Raw genomic sequence first — 23,338 nt, forward strand, 5'->3', positions numbered from 1 at the left:
TATCTAATGGCAATATCTTGCAGAACAAATCTTTTTCGTATTGTTTTTCTAGGTGTTCGTGCCAGTTTCGTTTCGCAAATATTGCAAGCCCATTGAAGAACGGGTGAGTAGTTGTAAATTTGCAAACAATATAAGCGTAGATAGACGAGGGAAGTCTTGCTGCAAAAATTTAAAGCGACCTGCTTCAGGTAATTAATTTCATTATTCAGGACTATTTTTAATTATAATTTGTTTATTCTTATCTTTTGTAGTGCATGATGCTGCTTGTTTCGCATTTATGCAGTTTGTAATCAACTAAAGATAGACCTATGGCCTTTGCTTGCGCTAGAGTCCTCTCTCAGTTTGAAAAGGTAAAGAGTAATGCGACGCATCATTTTAGTTGTGGTGGCGCTTCTTACTGTTGTTACATGGATGTATTACAGTGACGACGCGGCTCAAACAGAACAAACATCAAGTAAACCCGTTACCGTAGAAGTGGTAACGGTAGAGCAAGGTAAGCTCCGCGAAAAAGTGCATTTATTAGGCAATGTGTTCTCTGCACATTCGGTAAATGTGAAAGCAGAGGTGGATGGTCGCATAGACACGATTGCTGTTAGCTCTAGCCAAGCCGTGCGGGCAGGCCAATTGTTGGTTCAATTGGATGACCGCCACCAACGTGCAGTGTTGCAGCGTGAACAAGCACGGCTTGATGACATTCTTCGTCAGCATCAAAATCTACTGCAGTTATTACCTAAAGGGGCTACCACCCAAGCCGAAGTGGATCGTTACGAATCTCAAGTTGCTATGCAACAAGCCGAGCTCGCGTTAGCAGAAGCCGCGTTGCAAGACAGGGCTATTCGCGCGCCATTTAGTGGCAAACTCGGCCTTGTAGATTTAAGCCCAGGACAGTTAGTTGACTCAGATACCGTGCTCACCACCTTAGATGATGCCAATACTTTACGCCTTAACGTTCCGGTTGCCGCGCGCCATTTAGGCCGAATTAAGGTAGGGCAACAGGCTAAGCTGCACCAAGCAGGTTTAAGCTCACGTATGTTTAATGCCTCAGTAACTAGCATTGACAGCCGAGTGCGCGGCGAAAGCTTAAATGTGTTCATTCAATTGTCTATCGACAATCAGCAAGCAGGCATTGCTCCAGGTACTTTGGTCACTGGCGAATTAGATTTAAGTGCTAGCGAGCGGATATTAATTCCCCTACAGGCGATTGCTTATAACGGCGATCGCCGTTTTGCTTATCGGGTTAATCAACAAGTTGCAGAAAAAGTTGAGTTGGAGTTAGGCCAGCGCGGCGACAACTTAGTAGAAGTACTCAGTGGCTTAAATGCTGGTGAACAGGTGGTAAACAAAGGTCTGGTGAAGCTGCATGATGGCATCGAGGTTGAAGTACTCAACTAATGAAAATATCTGACCTGTCGATGTATCGTCCGGTAGCGGCGATAGTATTAAGTTTGCTACTGATGCTGTTTGGGGTTGTGGGTTATAGCCAGCTAGCAGTGCGAGAAATGCCCGACATTGAAAGCCCTGTGGTGTCTATTGGTACCCCTTATCGCGGTAGTGCCTCTTCCATTGTTGAATCACAAATCACCAAGCCGATTGAAGACGAGCTTAGCGGAATTGATGGCATTGATTATATTTGGTCATCGTCTTGGGATGGCTGGTCAGGCATTACCATTACCTTTAAGCAAGGCTCGGATATGTTGGCCGCGGTGAGCGATGTGCGTGATGCGGTGAGCCGAGCGCGTAATCGCTTGCCTGATGATGTTGATGAACCGGTGGTACGCAAAAACGACAGCGAAGAAGCTCCGTTTATGTGGCTTAATCTCACTGCTACTTTGCAAGACAGAGTAGAGCTTAGCGATTTTGCCCAGCGGATCTTAATTGAGCGCCTTAGCTTATTGCCCGGCGTGAGTGCGGTAAATACCTCGGGCTTGGTTGAACGGGTGATGTATGTGGAGCTAGACCCCACCGCAATGGCTGGGCGCGGCTTAACCACCAACGATGTGATTGATGCCTTAAACCGTGAAAACTTACAATTGCCAGCGGGTTACGTGCGTAACGACAGTTTAAATATTGTGGTGCGCATGGAGCGCATGTACCAACAGGCTGACGACTTTGCCAAGCTACAAATTGCCAACTTTGACGGTGACCACGTTACTTTGTCAGACATCGCGCATATTTACGTTGGCGCTAAAAAAGACACCACTACTTTTAAAAGTAACGGCGTGGACAGCATGGGTTTGGGCATTGTGGCAATGTCTAAGGCTAACCCGCTAGAAGTAGCAGATACGGTTAAAAAAGAGTTGGCGGAATTGCAGCGCTTTCTACCCTCTGGTGCAGAACTTACGGTTGATTACGATAGCACTGTATTTATTCGCCAGGCCATTAGCGAAGTGTATTCCACCTTGCTAATTTGTGCGCTACTGGTGGTGGCGGTGTTGTACCTGTTTTTAGGGCGATTAAGCGCAACCATCATTCCAGCAGTAACCGTTCCGGTATCACTAGTTGCTGCGTTTTCAGTGGCTTATTTATTTGGCTACAGCATCAACTTAGTGACGCTAATGGCTTTAATCTTGGCTATTGGTTTAGTGGTGGATGACGCGATTGTGGTGGTAGAGAATATTATTCGCCACCGCGCCGCTGGCGAGCCGCCATTAGTTGCCGCATTTCGAGGAGCTAAAGAGCTCAACTTTGCAGTAATTGCTACCACCGTTGTACTGGTGATGGTGTTTTTGCCTTTGGTGTTTATGCAAGGAAAAATCGGTGATCTGTTTACCGAATTTGCTGTATTGCTGTCTGCTGCGGTGATCTTCTCCTCTTTAATTGCTCTAACCTTAGCGCCAGTGATGGCCGGTAAGTTGTTTGAAAAAAATCCCAACAAAGCTACCTGGATGAGCCGCTCGGTAGGGCGCGCCATGACCACTCTGCAGCAGGCTTATGCCAAGCTGTTAACTCGCATTATTAACTTTACATTTTCTGCACTTGCGGTGGTGGCTTTGTGCATGGGTTTATTGGTATGGGCCTATCAACAGCAACAACCTGCCTTTGCGCCAAAAGAAGACCGAGGCGTGGTTAACGTCTATGTTGGCGGTGTAGAAGCAACGAGCTACCAGCGCATGGTTAAAAGCATGGCTGAGATTGAGCAGCGGCTATTGCCGATGATGAGTGATGACGGGCCAATCGAAACCCTTAACTATTCGGCACCTGCATTTGGCAGTTGGGCAGATCACCAAGGCTTTTTTATTGTTCGCTTAAAAGATTGGAGTGAGCGTAGCCAAGATGCTGGCGAAGTGGTAGAGATGATCCGCGATGCGGCTCATGATGTCGCCGATGTTAAAGTGTATCCTTACCAACCTAGTTTTGGCGGACGAATGGGTGAGCCAGTGCAGTTTGTATTGCAAGGTGACGACTACACCCAGCTCTATCAATACGCTTTAGAGTTAGAGCAGCAAGCCAAAGACAGTGGCCTAATGCATGGTGTGCAGCTGGACTACAACCCTACAACGCCAGAGATATTACTGCATGTTAATCGACTAGCAGCCAGAGAGTTAGGCATTAGCGTTAATGACATTGCCAGCACTTTAGAGGTGCTGCTGGGAGGACGTGCTCAAACTCGTTTTGAAGAGTTTGGTGAAGAGTACGACGTATACTTAAAAGCCGATGAAAACCAATTTCAATCACCCAGTGATTTAAGCAAAGTGTATTTGCGCAGTGATACTGGCGCTTTGGTGTCTTTAGATACCTTGGTAGAGGCGCAAGATGTTGCTTCGGCTCGCGGCTTGTTCCATTACCAGCGTAAAAAGTCGATTAACTTAAAAGCCAACTTAAGTGACAACGTAAGTTTAGGCGAAGCTCTGAGCTTTTTAAATCAAGCGTCTAGCGAGCTTTTACCCAGTGGTTATACGGTTGATTACGCCGGCGAATCAAAAGAGTTTTACGATAACCAACGCGAGATCTGGTTGTTATTCGCATTGGCCTTATTGGTTTGTTACTTGGTATTAGCGGCTCAATTTGAGAGCTTTATTAGCCCAGCCATTGTAATGCTTACGGTGCCCTTAGGTTTACTAGGAGGCTTGCTGGGTTTGTTGATAACCGGAGAGAGTTTTAACATCTACAGCCAGCTTGGCTTGTTGATGTTAATTGGCATGGCAACCAAGAATGGTATTTTGATTGTTGAATTTGCTAATCAGTTGCGTGACCAAGGTTTAGCGGTTAAAGAAGCGATTATTAAAGCTGCCACCAATCGCCTACGCCCGATTATTATGACTGCCATGACCACCTTGTTGGGTGCGGTGCCAATGTTGTTGGCTACGGGAGCAGGCGCCGAAACGCGCTTTGCTATTGGTATAGTAATATTTAGCGGCATGTTGCTGGCCACGTTAGTCACGCTATTTGTGGTACCGTGCTTGTATCATTTATTAGGGGCATTAAGCGGCTCGCCCGAAGCGCGTGCCGAGCAGCTTAATCAACAGCTTAAAGCACCAAGCTTACTAACCGGTAATGATAACTAGTGGCAAATAATTTAAACGAGCAAGCAAACTAATGCGAAAGATGGACAAAAAACGCGATAAGGACATCGTAGCGGCTTTAACCGAGGTATGTGAGGACGCTAAGCAACGCTGTGAGGGTTTTGCGTGGATTAGCCACAGTGTTAACTTTCAGCGCTTTCCCGACAGCTTGCTGGTGAGCTGCGCCTATGCAAGCCAATCTTTGTTAAGTGAGGCCAGTGAAAGTGGTGAACAACAGGAGCTTACTCAGCAAGTGGTGGCTGCGTTAGCGAACAAAGGGATAGTGATTTTAAAACCGCAACGGCAAATTAGGTTTATTAGCGAGTAAGGGGCTTACTCGCTAATGGCTGAAGTTTATTCAGACTCTGGCCAAACAGTTTGTTGCTCAGATGGACCTTTTTCTTCGGCAAACTTAACCCGTATTTTATTACCTGCTTGCTTGCTTGAATTTAGCGCGGCAATGGCTGCATTGGCTTCTGTTTCGTCAAGCATGCTGACAAAGCCAAAACCTTTAGATTTGCCCGTCTCATTATCCAATACCAAATCGCAGCTTTCTACAGCGCCATGGCTTTCGAATAAAGCGAGTAAGTCGGCTTCTGTAATGCTGCGAGCGAGGTTACGGACAAGTATTTTCATGGAACACCTATAATTGCGGGTGAATGTGTGCGAGTGAATGAATATGGCAGCGGGAAACTCGCGTGTTGCAATAGCCCAAGCTTGGCGCAAATTCATGGTTTGTTTTATCTCACACATTGTTACGCAATTTTGTGTAAAAAGCTCGCTACATTTGCTTTGCTCTTGCGACTAATTTGCTGCATTAGCGCAAAGCTTGGATTTATTAACGAATAGTGTTGCTCTAATTGCTCGAGTAAACACAGCCAAAGCTTGGCTGTTATTTCAGAATCGGCTAAGGCGCGGTGAAAAACACCATCATTGTCGATGTTATTGTAAGCGACTAAGCTGCCCAATTTGTGGTTGGGCGCGTCTTGAAATAGCCGGCGTGACAATAACATCGAGCAAGCAAAGTTGCCGTTAAGTCGTCGGCCTATTTGAGCAAACTCGGCTTCTAAAAAACGCTGATCAAAGGATGCGTTATGCGCCACCATATTGTGCTGGCCAACAAATTGATAAAAACGCTCCATTACCTCATCGCAAGGAGCTGCCCCTTGCAACATGGCATTAGTGATACCCGTGTAGTTTTCGATAAAAGAAGAGATGCGAAAGCCTGGGTTCATCAACTCTTGAAAGCGCGCTGTAGCTTGGCCATCTTCTAGTAATACGGCACCAATTTCTATGGCTCTATCGCCTTGAGTTGGCGATAAACCAGTGGTTTCAAAATCGAGGACAACAACGGTATTAGCAGGGGCTTGAGCGGTCAATGGTGCGAGCTTCTAGTCATTAATTTGAGCCCACCATGGTAACGCCGCTCAGCGAAAAGGCAATGATTAAGGGGGCAGCTAATTATTCTTTGTGGTCTTCGCTATTTTGGAATAGTGGTAGCTCTAGGGTAAATAAAGCGCCGCCTAGTTGGCTATCGCTTACACTGGCTTTACCGCAGTGGTTGGTGACAATTCGCTCGACAATAGATAAACCTAAACCATGACCACCGCTCTGGCGGCTGCGGCTATCATCTACCCGAGCAAAGGGCAGGAAAATTGATTCGCGGTATTTCTCGGGTACACCGCTACCATCATCATGTACTTCAAAAATGACCGATTTGTTGACCACATAAGCACGGATAAGAATGAGCTTTTCGGCATACTTTTGAGCGTTTACGATCAAGTTGTTTAAAGCGCGGCGCACTAGCTTTTCATCGGCCATTAAACTCAAACCCACCGGACATTCAATTTGAATCTTTAGTTTGGGGCTAAGCTTAGAGAGACGCTCACACATGTTGTAAAGCAAAGGGTAGGGGTTAATTGATTGCGGGTTTATTTCACGCGCTTTAGTTAGCTGAGAAAAACTAATTAACTCGTGAGTTAGGTCTTCCAAGCTATCTAAGTCTTCATCCATCTCTTGAATGTGCTCATGCATGGTTTTCATGTCGGTAATTGAGCGCGTCATATCCAAGGCAAAACGCAGATTGTTAATCGGGGTTTTAAGTTCGTGAGACGCCGCCATGGTCATCGAGTCTTGTTCTTGAATCAGCGACTTAAGTTTAGCGGCCATGCTATTTAAGCTACGCGCCATGTGATTAATCGGTGAAGGCGCTTTTTCGTTGGCGCTCACATCAAAATTTCCCTCTCCGAGCGCCTTAGTGACTTTAGCCAAACGATAGGTATGGCGAGTAATGGAGAAAGAGAACCACATTACGGTAGCGGCTAAACAGCCACCTATTAGCGCTACCATGTACCAAAATAGCCAATCACCGTAATCAACAAACTCTTCGTCTAAATCTAACTCGAGAACCTGTTGGTCTGGCCATTGGTAATAAAGAACGATGTCGTCGTCATCTAAAAAGTTGCTTTTAACCGATATGTATTCGCCGTTACGCATTAGCTTTAAGCGGGCTTCTGCGTCTAGTTCTGTAATCGGAAAAATGCGGATAAAGAAAGGGAATTCTTCTTGGTAGCGAGTGAGTATTTTATTTACGTCTGGATTCTCTGCTTGCAGCAGATCTCGGTCTAGTAGGTAATAAATAGGCAGCACAATTTTGCGTATTTGTTCGCGCTCAATGTGCTGCACTTTTTCTTCAATAATCACGCCGTAAATAAAGGTGGCGGCAATAATTGATAACACCGATGACAGAAACAGCTTTAGAAATAAAGTAATCAAGCGGGGTTAGCTCGCTATGCTGCTTTTACAAATAAATAGCCTTTACCACGCACCGACTTAATGTAGCGGTAAGGTGGCGTATTGTCGTTTAGCTTTTTACGTATAGTTGATACTCGCATGTCTAGCGAGCGGTCGAGGCCGTCGTAATCAATGCCACGCATTTCTCTAAATAGCACATCGCGCGGTAATACGTGGCCTGCGTTGTCCATAAGAAAGTAAAGTAGGTCAAACTCGGCGTCGGTAAGTTCTAGCAGTTGCTCACCTAGCCAAATGCGGCGCTGAGTTTTGTCGGCAATCAGCTCTTGGCTGCTAATTCGGTTAGGATGGCGAACCGGTTCGCTATTGCTTAGCTGCAAGGCATCGATGGTACTGGCGCGTTCACTGCGGCGCAGTGCAGAGCGAAGCCTAGCGAGCAATACATGTGGGCGTAGTGGTTTACTTAAAAAGTCATCTACCCCTAAATTGAGCGCAGACACTTCGGTTACATCATCGCCTTGAGCGGTAACCATCAAGATCGGCCCAGAATAAAAGTCACGAACAACTTGGCATACTTGAATGCCGTCCATGCCTGGCAGCATTAAGTCTAGCAGCACTGCATCTGGAGAATGTTTGGCAATTAGCGCTGGCGCTTGATCACCACGTTCTGAAGAAATTACCTCGAAGCCTTCGCTGCGCAAGAACGTAGCCACCAACTGTTGTTGGCGCGAATCATCTTCAATTAATACGATTTTTTTTTGTTCTTGGCTCAACTTGTTTCCCTGCATAGACAACTCCCTCAGCTGGCTCATTTTAGAGAGCCCTTAGGTCGATGCAATTACCACTTACAAAATTACGACAAATATCATTTAAATGTAAACTAATTCTCAATATCTAGTTTGGAATATCGGAAAACAGTGACTATCCCTGACATAAGACTGACTGAGTGAGAATTTGTCGCATTTTACAATGTGCTCAACAAGTGGTTGCTCGGCATGCAAACGCATGCTTGAAAGTCTATTAAAGGGATAGGGAACAGGATGAAAAAATTTCACACTAAGCGTCTATTAACAAGTAGCGTACTCGCTACGTTTGCATCTGTTGGTGCTGCCAATGCTACTGGTTATGTAGACGATGAGGCTGGGTTTGGTTTTGAGTTATTGTTAGGTGGCATGGTGGGCCAGCAACAATCTCAGTTTGATACTGATGACGATAACGCGCTGACTCAGGATCTTAATAACTCGGGCAATAAAAGTAGCGGTGTAAGCCTAGCTGTTTTAGCGGAGCTAAACTACACCTTCGCTAACAAGAAAACCCAGATTTTCTTAGGTCAACAAGAAGAAAACATTGTACGTGGTCAAGACCAAGTTGAACTGGGTATTACCCAAATGGTGGGCGAGTATTCGCAGTTAGAACTGGCGTATTTCCCTAAGCTGCCAGGTTTTAGTGAGACTTGGCAAGACCCATATTTAACCGGCAGTGCGCGGCAAAAAACCGATGCTGATAGCAGTGGTTTTAGGGTAGCTTGGCGTTATTTATTTGATACGCCACTAACCTTGCGTTACGGCTTTGCGGCAGCAGATATAGAAAACGAGCGTAGTGGTCAAGCCTTTGGTTTAGATGCTAACGAACAAAAGCGAATGCAACGTGACGGCAAGTATCACCGAATCTCTGCAGAGATTTTGGCTTACGATGAAGATGGATTTACCGTGACTCCTCAGCTTACCTATACCAAGGCTGATACCGATGGTGATGCAATGGCGTTTGATGCCTACGCCTTTGCCTTAGAAACCACCTACAGCTTTGCCGAGCGCCACTTCACCAGCCTTTACATTAATTATGCTAAGCGTGACTACAAGGGCCGTAATCCGATATTTAACCAAACTCAGGGCGATGACGATTTTGCTATAAACGCCATTTATGGCTATGCCCAACCTTTTGATTTTGAGAATACCTCGGTATACCTGATGGCATCTTATGATAAAGGCGATAGCAATATTGCGTTCTATCAAAGCAAATCGTTAGGAGTGTTGATGGGCGTAGCCTACGAATTTTAATAGGCAGCAAAACAAGGAGTGGTAGCTATGAGGGTAATGCAGCGTTGCAGAGTATTACTGATTATTGGCTTGTGTAGTATGTTTGGCGCCCAAGTAGTGGCTGCTGCGCATGAGTCAAGAACCGTTATTTATCAGGTTGAGGTGGAAGGGGATGTGGTGGGCGTATACCAACGGAACCGAATCATCGATAACCAATTTCCTAATGGCTTAGTCATTGAGGAGGAGGTGGAATTAGATTTTAGTTTTCTGTGGTTTAAGGAGTTTTACCAGCGCAGCGGAAAAGTAATGTTAGATAATGGAGCTTTGAAACAGTTCGCTTTTAAGGTTGATGAAAATCAAGAAAGCTATTTAATTTTTGGCAATGATAAATTAGAGCAAGGTATCCATATCAATGCCTTAGAAAACCAAGCTAGCAGCAACTCCACATGGACCAATAAGCTGTTGCAGTTGATTGAGAATCAGCATAACTCTAATGGCATGGCTCTATTGCTAAACCGTTTTGAGCAAGCTCCTGATGCTATTTTGCAACGCAGCGATTTTGATTCTGATTCTTTGAGTTTTCCTGATTACTTGATGGCATCCATTGATCATCAAAACACCCAGGTATTCAAAGTGCTAGATCTTGATGAGTTTGACATTATTCAGTATCAAGTTAAGTACTTAGGAGAGAAACCATTAAGCGCTGCAAACCGAGTGTATGTTAGCCATGGATTTGCTTTGAATACCGAAGGAGAGAGCAGCGAGCTATGGTTAAGCAAAGATAAACTCGGGGCATTTATTGTGCAGCAAAGTGGGGTGGATGAAGGTGATAAATATACGGTATACATGCAACAGTATTTGTTTTAAGTGCTGGCTAGTTTGGTAAATAACACATGAAGCCTGAATTTAATAGCGAACAATCCCAATAAAAAGTAGCCGCCCTACTGGCTTTCAAGTAAGCCTTCAGATTTGCATGATAACTTAGATGATTAAATCTACACTATTTTGCTTAGCTCTCCTTTAAAAGCATTGGACAAGTTCTTTGAGGGCTGATTTAGCTTTAGTTTTTACAAGCGGCTTTTGCCGCTTTTTTAATGTTTACAACAATGATTTTAATTTCACAAAAATAGCTAATGCTTAGATAATTGATGTTTTTGAGCTTGCTTAAATCAAGAACTTAGCCTTAGTATCGGTTGGAGAATTTAATTACAGGGACGTTAGATGAAGGCTTTATCTCGATTTTTTTTAGCTAAGTTGTTGTTTATATTTAGTGCTTCGGTATTTGCTGATTCAATTGCCAGTTACCCGCCAGATTGGCGAGAATGGACTGTAGTAGGCATTAGCATGGTGCCAGGTAAAGATGTCGTTCTTCCGGAAGAAACGCCGCTGTTTATTCAAGAAGCGGTGGCAGCATATAACTGGATTAATGACGGAAAAGGCACCAAACTCACTACCTATGTTCATCCCGACAAGGTAGACCAGTATTCTACCCATGGTCCTTATGATGATGGTGTAACCGTAGTAGGGGTATATGAAACCCCAGGCGTGGTGTTTGTTACTGAGCATTTAGCTGGTGAGCCTATATATGGCACCTATGATACGCAGGGAAATGATATTAGCTCTCAACATCCTACCTTTGAGCCGGAATTTTGTAGCCGCTGTCATACTGCTTATCAAGATATTTGTATAAATGGTACCTGTAGCGTTCCAGTGATTGATTTATTTAACGATAAATAAACTACATGCCCTTCGCAAATGTAGTTAACAGGTTAAAAATTAGCCAGTTACTGTTGGTGTCACACCTTATTTTAGTCATTTGGCTGGTTTTTACCATGACCTACAATCGCTATCACAGCGAGTGGGGCACTCGCATTTCACATGCAGTGAGTAGTGCTCGCACCAACAGCAACGCGATCATCGATTTGGTCTCCCCCTCGGCTGCTGGCCTTAATTACACTAATATTAAGCTTGATTCCGCATTAAAGTTATACGCAGCGGCTGAAAACCTTTTGTTCTTTTCTGTGGAAGCAAATTCAGACTTTTCAGCGAAACGTTTTGGCTTTTCTTACATTAAAACTCCAGGAGTGGTATGGAAAACCAATATTGAAAAAGACGAGCTTGCAGAGGAAGAAGCGCAGTTAGCAGAGTTAAATCGGCGCTTAGAAGCAGAGGATGCAGACCACGTTAAGCTAACTTTCTTGATTGGGCGGGCTCAAGAGCGTTTATTACGCCATTATCTCGATATTGGTAGACAAAAAGAGTTTCAAGGTAAGTTTCCATTACCCAACATCGAGCAAGGTGGCTATCAGCTTAATTCTGAAAGTCAGCAATTGTTTTTGCATTTAGCTTTACGTAATCAACAAAAGGGAAGCATTTATTTGTTCTATGATGCTAAGCACCTTTATCAATTACAGCAAGAGATCTTAACCCAGTTACTGAAAGAAGCTATAACCGCTATTTTGTTTTCAGTGATTTTGATTGTTTGGGCAAGCTGGTGGATTGTGCGACCGATTAAAAGATTAGCAACTGCCATGAGTGCCCAATTAAGGGATGTGGATATATCAAACATGCCAGAATTGGAACGAAAAGATGAAGTTGGTGTGCTCGCTCGGAAATTTCAAACACTAGTAAAACGTACTCAAGGACAAATTGTAGAACTAGAGCAGCTCTCTGAGGTAGATGCATTAACGCAATTAGGCTCTCGCTTCTATTTCAATGTTTGTTCTAACGATTATCTAAATCAAGCAAAAAGAGCCAAGCAATGTTTAGGTTTTCTAATTTGTGATTTGGATAATTTTAAGGCTTATAACGATAATTTAGGCCACCCTGAAGGAGATAAAGTGCTCAGGCGAGTTGGCTTGTCAATTCAATCTACCATGAAGCGAGATACCGATATGGCTTTTCGTTTGGGTGGAGAGGAGTTTGTGGTATTACTACAAACTCAACAAGCTGATGACATTTACCCTATTGCGATTCAGTTATGTCAGCAACTAGAAGGTTTGGAAATTGAGCATCCTAAGAATGCACCATTTGATGTAGTAACTATGTCCATAGGTGTGTGTTTTGCTCGTCCTGATGACCTTCTTCAACTATCAGATATTGATCAGCTATATAAAGTTGCAGACCAAGCTTTGTATCGTGCTAAAGCTGCTGGTCGCAATGCTATCGAATTAACTCAATGGACTTCCCAGCAGGACTCTCCCGATGATCAAAACAGTTAAACAACAAGCGCGTATTTGGATAGATAGTGATATCACCTTAGGTCAGAAAAATAGCTTAGTAAGCTATTGTGATGTAGATGATGGCTATGCAATTGCAGCTTTGCTGCGCTCAGTTGAAGTTGATGTTGTAGGCATAAGTAGCACCTTGGGCAATACCGATAATATTGAAGTAAGTACCGCCGTTGCTAGCGATTTTATCAAGCGATTTGGCCCAAACAGTGTTGTAGTGAGTAAAGGCGCAGCCAAGCCTCTGGCAGAAGTTACCGACATTCCTGAAGGTGTTAAAGCGATGGCTCAGGCTTTGGAGGAAGGTTCGCTTAAGATATTAGGGATTGGCGCGGCCACCAACATTGCTTTACTCATTAAGCATTATCCACAACTTATTAATAATATAGATGAAATTGTACTGCTAGCCGGCCGACAAAGCATCGATGATCATTTTGTTTCTGGTCATCATCAGCCCAAGCCGTTTCGAGATTTAAACTTTGAAGCCGATGTGGATGCTTACAAGCTCATTTTAGATACGCAAATAAGCCTCGTTCTAGTCCCTTATGAGGCGTGTAAGCCATTTTGGATTAAGCAACATGATCTACTGGGTATGCTTAAAACCAGTAAAGTTGCTAGGTATTTGGCAGAAAAGTCGGAACCTTGGTTACTTGAGTGGGAGTTAGTCTTTGGAGCGGGCGGCTTTAACCCCTTTGATCTGATTGCTGCTGCGTATCTCATTAATCAAGACTGGTTTAGCTCGGAGCTGTGGGATGTTGAAATTACCCAAGGCCCTAGTGATACAGAAAAAGGACAAGATAAAGATTACCTTCTGTGCTCTAAGCATATTAAGTCTGGTCGACAGGTTCGTTATTGCACGGCAATAAGTGATGTGAGTAAAGGTATCTTGCTAGATAAAATTAAAGCCCATGATATGCAGCATTTTGTTTTAGGGATGTCTCATATCAATATTGTTGTGGATGATGTAGAGAAAGCCACCGAGTTTTATCAGTCTGCCCTAGGCTTTGAAATGGCCAGAGATGCTCAAGGTGAGTTGATGGACTACCAAGGTGTAACCATGAGTGAGTTTGCTTTGGATGCCGGTATTAGTGATGGGAAAGTGGATGTAGATGTGCGTTTTTTAAAGCATCCGCAAGCTGGTATGTATTTGGAGCTAATGCATTATCGTTATCCTAAAGGTAACTCTACACTACCTCCACAAGCTAAAACCTACGATTTGGGTGGGCCTCGTCATGTTGCAATGGAAGTGAGCAACTGTAATGAAGTATTTCATTACTTAAAAGCCCACTCTGGGGTAACAATGATCAATACCAACAACAGCTATCATCCTGATAAATTAGACGGTTTCCCTATTACTTTCTTTTATTGGATAGATCCTTACGGTGTGCAATGGGAGATGGAAGAAGGGCGACAAATGGGCTTATCTCGAGGCATTGTTTAGGAGGTTAATGAGGCTGAGTGAAAGCTCAGCCTTAATAACTTTTTAACGAGTAATCCGTTTAGCGGCTGCATTTAGGGCCTTATCTACGGCCTGTCTACCGGTGGTGATGTTGGTGAGACTGGTAGCCATGGCGGCCCAAAACTTACCCATTGCTGCAGCATTTGGCATAGGTTCGCCTTGTGCTGCACTGGCATAAACCGCTTGTACTTTTGGGTCGTCAATTAATTCTTGCTGTAACTGTAAGTTTGCCATGGCACCAATGTCGCCGCTGCTAAACAGTAAGCGTTGGTTGTCTACATTCATTAAGTAGTAGTTTAGAAATTCCTCTACCAATGCGGGTTGGTTCGTTGCGCTATTCACCATGGCGCTCCAAATGCCTACAAAGGCTTTGGCGGGCTTACCATTAATTTTAGGTAACGGCGCAACGCCAAAATCCATACCTACACTTTCCAACTCATCCCAGTACCAAGGCCCATTAATTACCATGGCTACCTTGCCCTTAACAAACTGCATATCCATGATTGAATAGTCCGCGTTACGCGGCATTATTTGTTGGTCGAGCATGTCTTTTAGTAGTTTGCCGGCATACATAGCGCTGGGGTGGTTAACCCCGGTGTCTTTAACATCGTATTGCCCACCTTGCTTGCCGAAGATATAAGCGCCATTTGCAGCAAATAGTGGCCATGTATAGTAGGTATTGTTGTAGTCCCACAAAATGGCTTTGGTTCGTTGTTGCGCTTGAAGCTGCTTGTCTAGAGCGAAGATTTCCTCAAAACTAGTAGGAACTTCATTAATTAGCGCTTTGTTGTAAATAAGGCTTATCGCTTCTACACCTATCGGGTAGCCATATATTTGGCCTTCAACTTTCACAGCGTCCCAAGCGTAGCCTACCGCGGAATCTTGTAGCGCTTGGCTGGGTTTTAACTGTTTAATTAGACCAGCATTTGCCCAATCGCCCATTCTGTCGTGCGGCCAAAATACGATGTCTGGTCCTTCACCATTGCGAGCTTGAATTTCAAAGTTTCCAGTGATGTCTACGGGTTGTTTCACCTCAACAATAATGCCGGTATCTGCGCTAAATTGTTTCGCAATAAGCTGCATTTGTTGGTAACTTTTGCCCGTCCATATAGTGAGTTCTGGCTGCTGAGTGTCGGCCAGAGCTGGGCTAGAAAACGCCGCTAAAGCACAGCTTAGCGTGATGCTGGTAATCCTTATTTTCATTATATTTTTCCCGTTAGCCTGCCGACTCAGCATTGAAAAAACATGAGTGATTTGCAAGAAAAAGCAAAGTGGCTATAGAGCGGGATCACAATCGGGCTGGAGTTAATATTAGATTTGCGATACCAAGAGGTCTGCTATTGGTAATAGTTTTGCTGTTAAAAGGTAGAAGGGCAAGGGGGAGAGCCCTAGTGAGTTTTATTCTTGTTAGCGTTGCTGCTTATGTCTGCAATTACGCCGCTGTGTTCACGGTGAATATGTGTACCGCAAAACAATCACAATTGGCCGCTATAAAGGTGTAGCTGGCTAGAGGTTTACTGACAAGTTTTACCGGCGTTCACAGGAAGTACAGCCGCGACAAGCCGAGCGGGTATGTTTGTCTAAACGCTCACGCTGGGTTTTGCAGTAAGCATTCTTTAGAGCTCGGCGTGCCGAAAACCAGTCATCAGCTTTACTTAAGATGAGGTTGCCGCCAAAACGTTTAACTAACAAGTCTCTGGATTCATTAATAAAACCCTTATCAAAGTCGATCTCGAAGTAGCGCAATGCTTCTTCAATGCAAGTGAAGTTTTCAATTGTCTTGTTGATTTTGGTATTAGTCATTGATGAGTCCTAAGGCTTGGCGAATAGGCTAGCAAAATCATCGAGATCTTTTTTTGATGTGACTTAATTAAGCTTCGATTCTTCGTCTTTCAAGAAAAGCAGGATGACTTTGAACTGAGCTCAGATTAAGTTTTAAAAAATGTTGCGTCGAGGCCTGGGAGATGAAATCTGCAATTCCGGTAATAATCTGCGTACTAATTCAGCCTGTTCTAGCCAAGCAACCACCAGCAGGGGCGATAATAAGACAGAAGATAATCAAAACTATAATCAGGATTTGTTGGCCTCTATCAAGCAATCTAATACCAACAAGCAAGGCGCTTTTCTTACCGAAGAGCAAATTGATATGAGGCAGAACTTTGGCTGCGGTGGTGGCTATAAATAGTTTTAATTAAAAAATCGACTTATGTTCACTCCAGTTTCTTTAGCTAGAGTAAATATTTCTTGCCAGTTGCTCAGGCTTCAAGTCTTAGCTAACGATTATTGATAGCGGGCACTATAAGTACTTCTTTCATAAACTTAATTTATCAGCTTAGCTAAGGTCTTACTTAGCTAACTTGGTAAATTTGTTTATTTTGGAGATGTAGATGCCCTTAAAGCCGGCGATTGACCCAGAGCAATGGATTTTATCCAACCCAAATGACCTAATATCTCTTACCAAATGGCAGCGTACTGTGAATTTATTGGCTAAATTGTTTGATGCACCTGCTGGGTTCTTGGTTCAACACACGCCAAGTGGTTATCAGGTCACCATCGCTAGTGATCAGCAAACTAACCCCTACAATGCTGGGATGGTGGTTGAACCAGAAGCTAATATCTTTTGTCGCAAAATTGTTGAAACGCGTAAAAGCTTGTATGTAGCCAATGCTATGATAGATCCTTGTTGGGATAGTAACCCAGAGGTGCATGGCGATGGGTTTCGCTCATATTTAGGCGTACCGGTTTTTTGGCCTAACGGGAAAGCCTTTGGTACTTTTTGTGTGATGGATTATCGTGAAACCAAGTACGACGATACCTACTTTGAACTTATCGAGCAGTTAAAAGACATTTTAGAAGCCGATTTGTCTTTGCTAGAGCTATACACTCACATGCAAAAGTTGGCGGTTACCGATCCTTTAACCGAGTTAAACAACCGCCGCGGATTTTGCTCTTTAGCTCAGCAGCGGATCCGCTTAGCAAAACGCATGGGCTCTCGCTTGGGCGTGTTCTACCTAGATGTAGACAAGTTTAAGCAAATTAACGATAACTACGGACATGCTGTAGGGGATGAGGTGTTGATTGATGTGGCTAAAGCGATGCGCAAATGTGTACGTAGTTCTGATGTTATTGGTCGCATGGGAGGGGACGAGTTCGTTGCTTTAGTATTAATTGAGCATGATTCTGATTTTGATGCCATTGCTCAGCGCTTTACCGACCAGTTTGCTAAGTATTCTGAGCAAGACTTACCCTTGTACACAGTGGCGATTGGTTATGCAGATGTTGATCTTAATATGGAGGTAGAAGGCATATTGGCCTTGGCAGACCAAGATATGTATCAACATAAAGTTGAGTAATTACTTGATTGTATTTTGACCAGTTGGCTTTGCTGGTGTATTATCGCGCAACTTTAGAATTACTCACTAATTTTTGCCTGCACTAATGGTATGACTGTTCGCCTCGGATGGCGCGTTTTGGCTATCGGAGATTTACTTGGAACAGTTTATTCAATTTTTATATCCTTTCAGTTGGATCATTTCTATTTTGTCCTTCAGCCCGCAAATCATTCGCTTAATGCGGATAAAAGGCCCTGCTAAAGATATCTCGTTTTTAAGTTGGATAATGTTCCAATGTAATGCGGTATTAGCGTGGTCTTATACGGTGTTTGTAGTGGCAGACCCATTACTGTCGGTAAGCACATCTTTGGTGTTAACCGCCAACTTAAGCATGGTTGCCGTATTGGTTTATAAACGAGTGAAATACCGTGACGTTGAAGTGGATGAAGCACTAAGCGCTTGATTTTATTTAAGCCGTTAAATAAATTTTTATCATAAAATGCTGTTTTACTTCGAATGGTACAGGTCTTACCTGTTGTCGTTCGCGACCTCGCACAACATTTAGCATGAAGTAAGCCCGATTTTTTCCTTTTCATTTCATCACAAAAATCTTTTCCTTGATTAGTTTTATATTTGTCAATAAAGGCCTTGAGAACTGTTTTTTGCTTGCTAGTTTCATTATTGAGTAAAACCTCAAAGTAAGGTTTGCCAAAAATGGTGTGAGGCCTAATGAGAGCGTTCATGAGTTAGCATGGCATGGTTAAGCTCTTCGTTTGCAGCGGTAAGGTATCACTCACAATGCCAGAGACAGAAGGGCAGGTAGTGATTATGGGAATTGCTATCGATGAGCAAGGTGAAGAGTTATCAGCAGAAGCTAGCTTAAACTTAAATGTTAAAGCGGGTGAACAGCCTCCTGTAGGCGGTGGGGATTATTAACTTACTTGTACTGTTGGTGAAGCCAATGTTTGGAATACAGGCTTTGTATTAGGCAACCTTAAGGTGACTAATGCTGGCGGTGAAGAGGTAACAGGGTGGAAAGTTCACCTAAGCTTCTCTCAACCAATTAGTTTAGTAAATGGCTGGAATGCTAAATACCAAGCCTCAAGTGATGGTTTAGGTTTAACTGCCGTGAACGAAGTTTACAACGCTCGTTTAGTGCCTAGCCAAAGTACCTCATTTGGTCTGCAAGGTGGATACAACGGAAGCTTTGAAGCGCCAAGCTGTGAAGTGTTACCTTAGTATTTATACCTTTTGAACAAGGCGGCTCCTGCCGCCTTTTTTAATGCCAATTTGGTAGCCGCTTTATGAAACAACGAAATAATTACTATAAAGCACACCGACTTAAACATGGCATAATAAGCCGATTTTTAACTAGCTTAAGGTTAACAAGTAGTGTTTCAACTGCGTGACTACCAGCAAGCGTCGGTAGATGCTGTTCTCGCTCATTTTCGAAAAAGTGACGATTCCGCTGTGTTGGTGCTACCAACTGGTGCTGGGAAAAGCATCGTGATTGCCGAACTTGCGCGTTTAGCGCGTCACCCTATTCTAGTGCTGGCCCATGTCAAAGAGTTGGTCGAACAGAATCATCAAAAGTTTAAAGACTATGGTTTTGAGTCAGGCGTTTATGCCGCAGGTTTAGGCTTAAAACAAAACCAACTTCCAGTTACCTTTGCCAGTGTGCAGTCTCTAAGTCGCAACCTTGAAGCTTTTTCCGGCTACTACTCTTTGCTAGTGATTGATGAATGTCACCGGGTAAGCGAAGACGATGACAGCCAGTATCAGCAAATTATTCAGCATTTAAAGCAACAAAACCCCCAACTAAAAGTGCTGGGTTTAACGGCTACTCCGTACCGTTTAGATAGAGGGTGGATCTACCAACATCATTATCACGGCTATGTGCGTGGCAGCGACCAAGCTTGGTTTAAAAAATGTATTTACGAGCTGCCGATGCGCTATCTCATTACTAAAGGATATTTAACTAAGCCGCTGGTGGTGGATGCGCCCGCAGCGCGTTATCAATTTGATGATTTACCGCAGCAATACAGCGAAGCACAGTTGGATCAGTTTTTAGCTGGCTGCCCCAGGGTGACTCAAGCCATTTGTAAGCAGTTAGTAAAACTTGCAGAACATCGCAAGGGCGTAATGGTGTTTGCTGCTTCGGTTTACCATGCCAAAGAAATTGCACACTATTTGCCCGAAGGGCAAACCGCGGTTATCACTGCCGCTACCGCCAATGCTGAGCGAGACAGCTTAATTGAACAGTTTAAGCGCCAGCAGCTTAAGTTTTTGGTTAATGTATCGGTGCTTACCACTGGCTTTGACGCACCACATGTGGACTTAATTGCTATTTTGCGGCGCACTGCTTCGGTAAGCTTGTATCAACAAATCGCCGGCCGAGGTTTACGTTTATTTAAAGATAAAACTGATTGCCTAATTGTTGATTATGCAGGTAATAACTACGATCTCTATCAGCCGGAAATTGGCGAAGTAAAACCCAACCCTAACAGTACCTTGGTGCAGGTAAGTTGCCCGCAATGCCTATTTGCCAATATGTTTTGGGGCATTACCGATAAAGATGGTGATGTTATTGAGCATTATGGTCGACGTTGCCAAGGGTTAGTAGCAGACCCAGGCGAGCCAGCAAAACAAATCCAATGTACTTACCGCTATAAATACAAACAATGCTCACAATGTAATGCCGAAAACGATATTGCAGCACGGCAATGTCAAAGCTGCGGCTTTCAATTAATTGACCCAGACAAGCAGCTTAAAGATGCGCTGCAGTTAAAAGATCGTAAAGTGTTAAGGTGCAGTGGCATCTCGGCCAGCTGCGATGGCAATAAACTTAAATTGGTTTATCACGATGAAGATGGCGCAGAGCTCAGTGAAACCTTTAACTTTGACTACGCCAAAGCCAAGCAACAATTTAACGCCGTGTTTAGTCGTCGAGTCTCTGAGCAAACGGCGCTAATTAACGATGCAAAAGAAGCAGAAGCATTAATAACAAAACTTGTAGCCCCCGATTTTGTTATTGCTAAAAAGCAAAAGCACTACTGGGTTATTGAGCATCGGATATTTGATTACCAAGGTAATTATCGAAAAGCTAATCAGCATTATTAGACACGTAAAAAAGCTAAGACGTGAATATCCCACAAATGGGGTATTGATTTACATCATACTTAATCATAATTTAACTCGACTGGCTTTAACCAAGTCAATAAACTCCATCAACTTCAATAACTAACAAGGATGTTAGCGTGTACAGCTTTGACTCATCGTTCAAATTTTCACTGATAAGTACTCTTATTCTACTAACCACAGCCTGCGGTGGTGGAGGTGGTGATGGAGGCGGGGGAAGCACCACTATTTCCACGCCACAAGTTTCAGCTGACCTGCTTATGGAAAAGTATGAGGGTAGCACTAAAAGTGCTTCACTAACCGCTGATGATATATACCCTACGCTGCAGTACTTGTTTGAGGGGGATACCGACGCTCTATCATTGAGTGCAAGAAAAATGCAGTCTTTACAAGCTAACGGCGCTAGATCTAAAGAGGTGGGGGCTAGAGCGTCAGAAACTCAAAGTTGTGCTTACGGCGGTTCACAAACTATCTCAGAGAACCTTAATCAAGAAACTGGTGTTGGCAAACTAGAAGTAAGTTATAGCAATTGTGATGATGGCTCAGGCATGCTTTCTGGTCGAGTTGTCACAGATTACCACAAGTGGGATTTGAGCAGCTACGAGCCAGTGAACTTTGATATTTATTATGAAGAGCTCCGTTATCAAATTGGCGATGAATACACCTTGATTAACGGTATGGTCAAGGTGACAGGAGCAAACACCTGTGAAGAGCTTGTTAATTCCAATATGCTGCTTGAAACAGATAAAATATCTATATTAGATAAAGATTTAAAAGTAACAACTCATTCTTGCAATAATGAATATAATCAGCAGCTTATATCAGGAAGGATTTATTTTTCTGATGCTGGTTATGTTGATTTGTTAACCCCTGATACGATTAGTGTCGATGATGGTAATAATCTTATTACAGGGACATTGCTGATATCTAATGACTTGAGCGAAGTGAGGCTAGTTGCTGCCGATTCTTTTGTCCAAGTTAAGGTTGATAGTAATAAAGATGGTGTTTTTGAGTTGGACACTAGAGTTCCTTCTTGGTATTTGAACGACCAAAGTTATAGCGATATAGCAGATGATGACGGCGATGGGTTACCTAACTTTTGGGAAAGTGATTATGGCTTAGACCCGAATGTATCAAATGAAGCAACCGACTCAGATTTAGATGGTTTTATTGATCTTTATGAATTTATGGCAAACACGGACCCTACTAATCAGTACTCTGTTCCTAATTTTCATATGTATATTAGTTATGACTCTCAATATGGTAAAGCTTTTGTAGAAGCGAGCACTAATATTGAAGTTTATATTAATGGTGATATTTCTGAAGGTTTAAGGTCCTTAGTCTCTTCCACTAAGGTAACAATGCCACTCCCTTCTGTTCATTCTTGGTCAATAGTCAATACTGCTTATGGTTGTGAAATCGAGTCAGAAGAAGGTAAAGCTTTGTTGGTTTGTCCAAGTGTAGATTTGGCTAGCCTAGCAGATTATAGCGAACAGAATGTGCTGGTTGAACTCGCTGTAACCTTTAATGATGAAACTAGAGTTCAAACACATCTAAACTTGGATGTTACTTTGCCCTACAATAACTATTACTTGAGTTTTAATCTAGAACCGAAGCGAAGTGATTTAGCTTACTGGGTGAAAGATAGTAAAGCAGGTTACGCTATAGGCGATATGGATGATGGCTTTCAAGACCAAATCCAAATAAATAGTGACCCTAGAAGTTACATGGAAATAGACAAGTCCACTGTGAGTGGTGTATTAGTTAGTGAAGATGCTAGCTTATCAATAGTGTCAGTTTCATCGCCTATTTGGGGAGCAAAGTGTACGGTTAATGAGCGTGACTTTAAGTGTTTTGATTTAGCGAGCTATGATTACTTGAACGTGGACTTTAGTTCACCCAGTGAATTAGGGACTGCAAAGCTAGAATTGGAAGTGAGCACTGTATATAACCCCGAGTTGATTCGCACTACCACCGCCAATCTTGAGTATTCTTTTGGCCATAAAATGACGGTTCTTCAAGACCAAATTGATCAATCAGATGATGAGATTATAGTCGTAGAACCTGGAAGTTATATTGGAAACCTAACATTAGCTAAAGCTATAAACTTGCGCTCAAATGGCGATGTTGAGCTCTGGTTGGAGTCAAAAGAAGTTGATTATTATAAATATCCTGCCGTTCAGTCTGACTATCACTTAACTTTAGATGGCTTTGAAGTGTATCTTGATGAAAGTAATTTTCAGGTGGCGAGTGGCTTGTTTACTAATAATCAGTTCTTTATCAGAGAGGGTTATGGTGATGGTATAGTTGTGAGCTCGGGAGCTTTAACATTTACTTCCAACAAAATAGAAAATGAAGTCGACTACTTTTATAGCACATTACTAAAATCTGCTGAGCAGACTGAAATAAACAACAACGTATTTATATTTGAAGAAGATGATAATGCTTCTCTTTGGAGAAATTCTGAGGCAGAGATTAGTACTTCTATATTAAACAATACTTTTATTAATGTCGGGAGGATTGTAGTTGGTGATTTACAAACTTCTGCAGAGTTCAAGAACAATATTATAGTAAGTAATGAGTTTAGGAGTTACTATTTTGACAACTTGAATGCTCTAAATAATATTATTCCTAATGATTATTCTGAAAATGCAAACGTAGATAACATTTTCACCGACACTCCCGGCGTAGACCCACAAGACAGCTATCGTTTGTTACCTGATTCGATTGCTATCGACAACGGTTTAGACTTGAGTGATTCGATTACTACCGACCTAGATGGGAACGCTAGGCCGAATGGTAGTGCCTTTGATATTGGTGCTTACGAATATCAGCACTAATTTAGCTCCGATTAAAAATAAAGCGGCTACTAAGCCGCTTTATTTTTGTCTGA

20 protein-coding genes and 1 pseudogene are annotated in these 23,338 nt (G+C 43.1%); 15 read left to right on the forward strand and 6 right to left on the reverse strand.

Features of this window, described 5'->3' with window-relative positions; translation table 11 throughout:
- Positions 1–360 precede the first annotated feature (360 nt).
- From K5L93_RS15325 to K5L93_RS15335, 3 genes are read left to right on the forward strand one after another with little or no spacing between them, the layout of a single operon-like run.
- On the forward strand, positions 361–1,392 hold the full coding sequence (locus K5L93_RS15325; protein WP_220720616.1) for an efflux RND transporter periplasmic adaptor subunit: 1,032 nt from the start codon (positions 361–363) through the stop codon (positions 1,390–1,392).
- A complete protein-coding gene (locus K5L93_RS15330) occupies positions 1,392–4,505 on the forward strand; it encodes an efflux RND transporter permease subunit (RefSeq protein ID WP_220720617.1) in 3,114 nt (1,037 codons plus the stop codon). Before K5L93_RS15325 ends, K5L93_RS15330 begins: the two co-directional genes overlap by 1 nt.
- A gap of 31 nt (positions 4,506–4,536) precedes the next feature.
- Positions 4,537–4,830 carry a hypothetical protein gene (locus K5L93_RS15335; protein WP_220720618.1) on the forward strand — a complete coding sequence of 98 codons (294 nt, stop codon included), beginning with the start codon at positions 4,537–4,539 and terminating at the stop codon, positions 4,828–4,830.
- Between the two features lie 26 nt (positions 4,831–4,856).
- On the opposite strand, the gene K5L93_RS15340 is transcribed toward K5L93_RS15335, so the two are convergent.
- The 4 genes from K5L93_RS15340 to K5L93_RS15355 all read right to left on the reverse strand — a co-directional run bounded on the left by K5L93_RS15340 (position 4,857) and on the right by K5L93_RS15355 (position 8,041).
- Complete coding sequence (locus tag K5L93_RS15340; RefSeq protein WP_220720619.1) at positions 4,857–5,138, reverse strand: RNA recognition motif domain-containing protein; 282 nt, start codon at positions 5,136–5,138, stop codon at positions 4,857–4,859.
- Positions 5,139–5,257: 119 nt separating this feature from the next.
- Complete coding sequence (locus tag K5L93_RS15345; protein WP_220720620.1) at positions 5,258–5,881, reverse strand: 3'-5' exonuclease; 624 nt, start codon at positions 5,879–5,881, stop codon at positions 5,258–5,260.
- Between the two features lie 82 nt (positions 5,882–5,963).
- Positions 5,964–7,277, reverse strand: a complete 1,314-nt coding sequence (locus K5L93_RS15350; RefSeq protein ID WP_220720621.1) for an ATP-binding protein — start codon at positions 7,275–7,277, stop codon at positions 5,964–5,966.
- Positions 7,278–7,291: 14 nt separating this feature from the next.
- Positions 7,292–8,041, reverse strand: a complete 750-nt coding sequence (locus tag K5L93_RS15355) for a response regulator (protein WP_220720622.1) — start codon at positions 8,039–8,041, stop codon at positions 7,292–7,294.
- Positions 8,042–8,293: 252 nt separating this feature from the next.
- Between K5L93_RS15355 and K5L93_RS15360 the strand changes: the two genes are divergently transcribed.
- The 5 genes from K5L93_RS15360 to K5L93_RS15380 all read left to right on the forward strand — a co-directional run bounded on the left by K5L93_RS15360 (position 8,294) and on the right by K5L93_RS15380 (position 13,957).
- Complete coding sequence (locus K5L93_RS15360; RefSeq protein ID WP_220720623.1) at positions 8,294–9,310, forward strand: surface lipoprotein assembly modifier; 1,017 nt, start codon at positions 8,294–8,296, stop codon at positions 9,308–9,310.
- A 27-nt stretch (positions 9,311–9,337) separates the two neighbouring features.
- Complete coding sequence (locus K5L93_RS15365) at positions 9,338–10,156, forward strand: hypothetical protein (protein ID WP_220720624.1); 819 nt, start codon at positions 9,338–9,340, stop codon at positions 10,154–10,156.
- A 354-nt stretch (positions 10,157–10,510) separates the two neighbouring features.
- Positions 10,511–11,026 (forward strand): hypothetical protein, encoded by a 516-nt coding sequence (locus K5L93_RS15370; protein WP_220720625.1) that lies wholly within the window; start codon positions 10,511–10,513, stop codon positions 11,024–11,026.
- 95 nt (positions 11,027–11,121) lie between these two features.
- Entirely contained in the window at positions 11,122–12,510 is a 1,389-nt protein-coding gene (locus K5L93_RS15375; RefSeq protein WP_220720626.1) for a sensor domain-containing diguanylate cyclase, read from the forward strand.
- Positions 12,494–13,957, forward strand: coding sequence for a nucleoside hydrolase (locus tag K5L93_RS15380; RefSeq protein WP_220720627.1), 1,464 nt, complete (start codon positions 12,494–12,496; stop codon positions 13,955–13,957). Before K5L93_RS15375 ends, K5L93_RS15380 begins: the two co-directional genes overlap by 17 nt.
- Before the next feature lie 42 nt (positions 13,958–13,999).
- On the opposite strand, the gene malE is transcribed toward K5L93_RS15380, so the two are convergent.
- Both malE and nifW read right to left on the reverse strand, forming a co-directional pair.
- The gene (gene malE, locus K5L93_RS15385; RefSeq protein ID WP_220720628.1) at positions 14,000–15,178 is read right to left on the reverse strand and encodes a maltose/maltodextrin ABC transporter substrate-binding protein MalE; all 1,179 of its coding nucleotides are present in this window, start codon (positions 15,176–15,178) and stop codon (positions 14,000–14,002) included.
- A 324-nt stretch (positions 15,179–15,502) separates the two neighbouring features.
- Complete coding sequence (nifW, locus tag K5L93_RS15390; RefSeq protein ID WP_220720629.1) at positions 15,503–15,778, reverse strand: nitrogenase-stabilizing/protective NifW family protein; 276 nt, start codon at positions 15,776–15,778, stop codon at positions 15,503–15,505.
- A 139-nt stretch (positions 15,779–15,917) separates the two neighbouring features.
- Between nifW and K5L93_RS15395 the strand changes: the two genes are divergently transcribed.
- The 7 genes and pseudogenes from K5L93_RS15395 (at position 15,918) to K5L93_RS15420 (ending at position 23,285) form a co-directional block, all read left to right on the forward strand.
- Positions 15,918–16,160, forward strand: a complete 243-nt coding sequence (locus tag K5L93_RS15395) for a hypothetical protein (RefSeq protein WP_220720630.1) — start codon at positions 15,918–15,920, stop codon at positions 16,158–16,160.
- A gap of 202 nt (positions 16,161–16,362) precedes the next feature.
- A complete protein-coding gene (locus tag K5L93_RS15400) occupies positions 16,363–17,328 on the forward strand; it encodes a sensor domain-containing diguanylate cyclase (protein WP_220720631.1) in 966 nt (321 codons plus the stop codon).
- 136 nt (positions 17,329–17,464) lie between these two features.
- A complete protein-coding gene (locus K5L93_RS15405; RefSeq protein WP_220720632.1) occupies positions 17,465–17,770 on the forward strand; it encodes a hypothetical protein in 306 nt (101 codons plus the stop codon).
- Between the two features lie 335 nt (positions 17,771–18,105).
- Positions 18,106–18,243 carry a hypothetical protein gene (locus K5L93_RS20100; RefSeq protein ID WP_246615065.1) on the forward strand — a complete coding sequence of 46 codons (138 nt, stop codon included), beginning with the start codon at positions 18,106–18,108 and terminating at the stop codon, positions 18,241–18,243.
- Between the two features lie 18 nt (positions 18,244–18,261).
- Positions 18,262–18,546: pseudogene (locus K5L93_RS20105) on the forward strand (cellulose binding domain-containing protein); the annotation flags it as partial.
- 153 nt (positions 18,547–18,699) lie between these two features.
- Positions 18,700–20,427, forward strand: a complete 1,728-nt coding sequence (gene radD, locus K5L93_RS15415) for a DNA repair helicase RadD (protein ID WP_220720633.1) — start codon at positions 18,700–18,702, stop codon at positions 20,425–20,427.
- Positions 20,428–20,564: 137 nt separating this feature from the next.
- Positions 20,565–23,285, forward strand: a complete 2,721-nt coding sequence (locus tag K5L93_RS15420) for a choice-of-anchor Q domain-containing protein (protein WP_220720634.1) — start codon at positions 20,565–20,567, stop codon at positions 23,283–23,285.
- Positions 23,286–23,338: the final 53 nt, after the last annotated feature.

This window comes from Agarivorans litoreus (genome assembly GCF_019649015.1).
GTDB lineage: Bacteria > Pseudomonadota > Gammaproteobacteria > Enterobacterales > Celerinatantimonadaceae > Agarivorans > Agarivorans litoreus.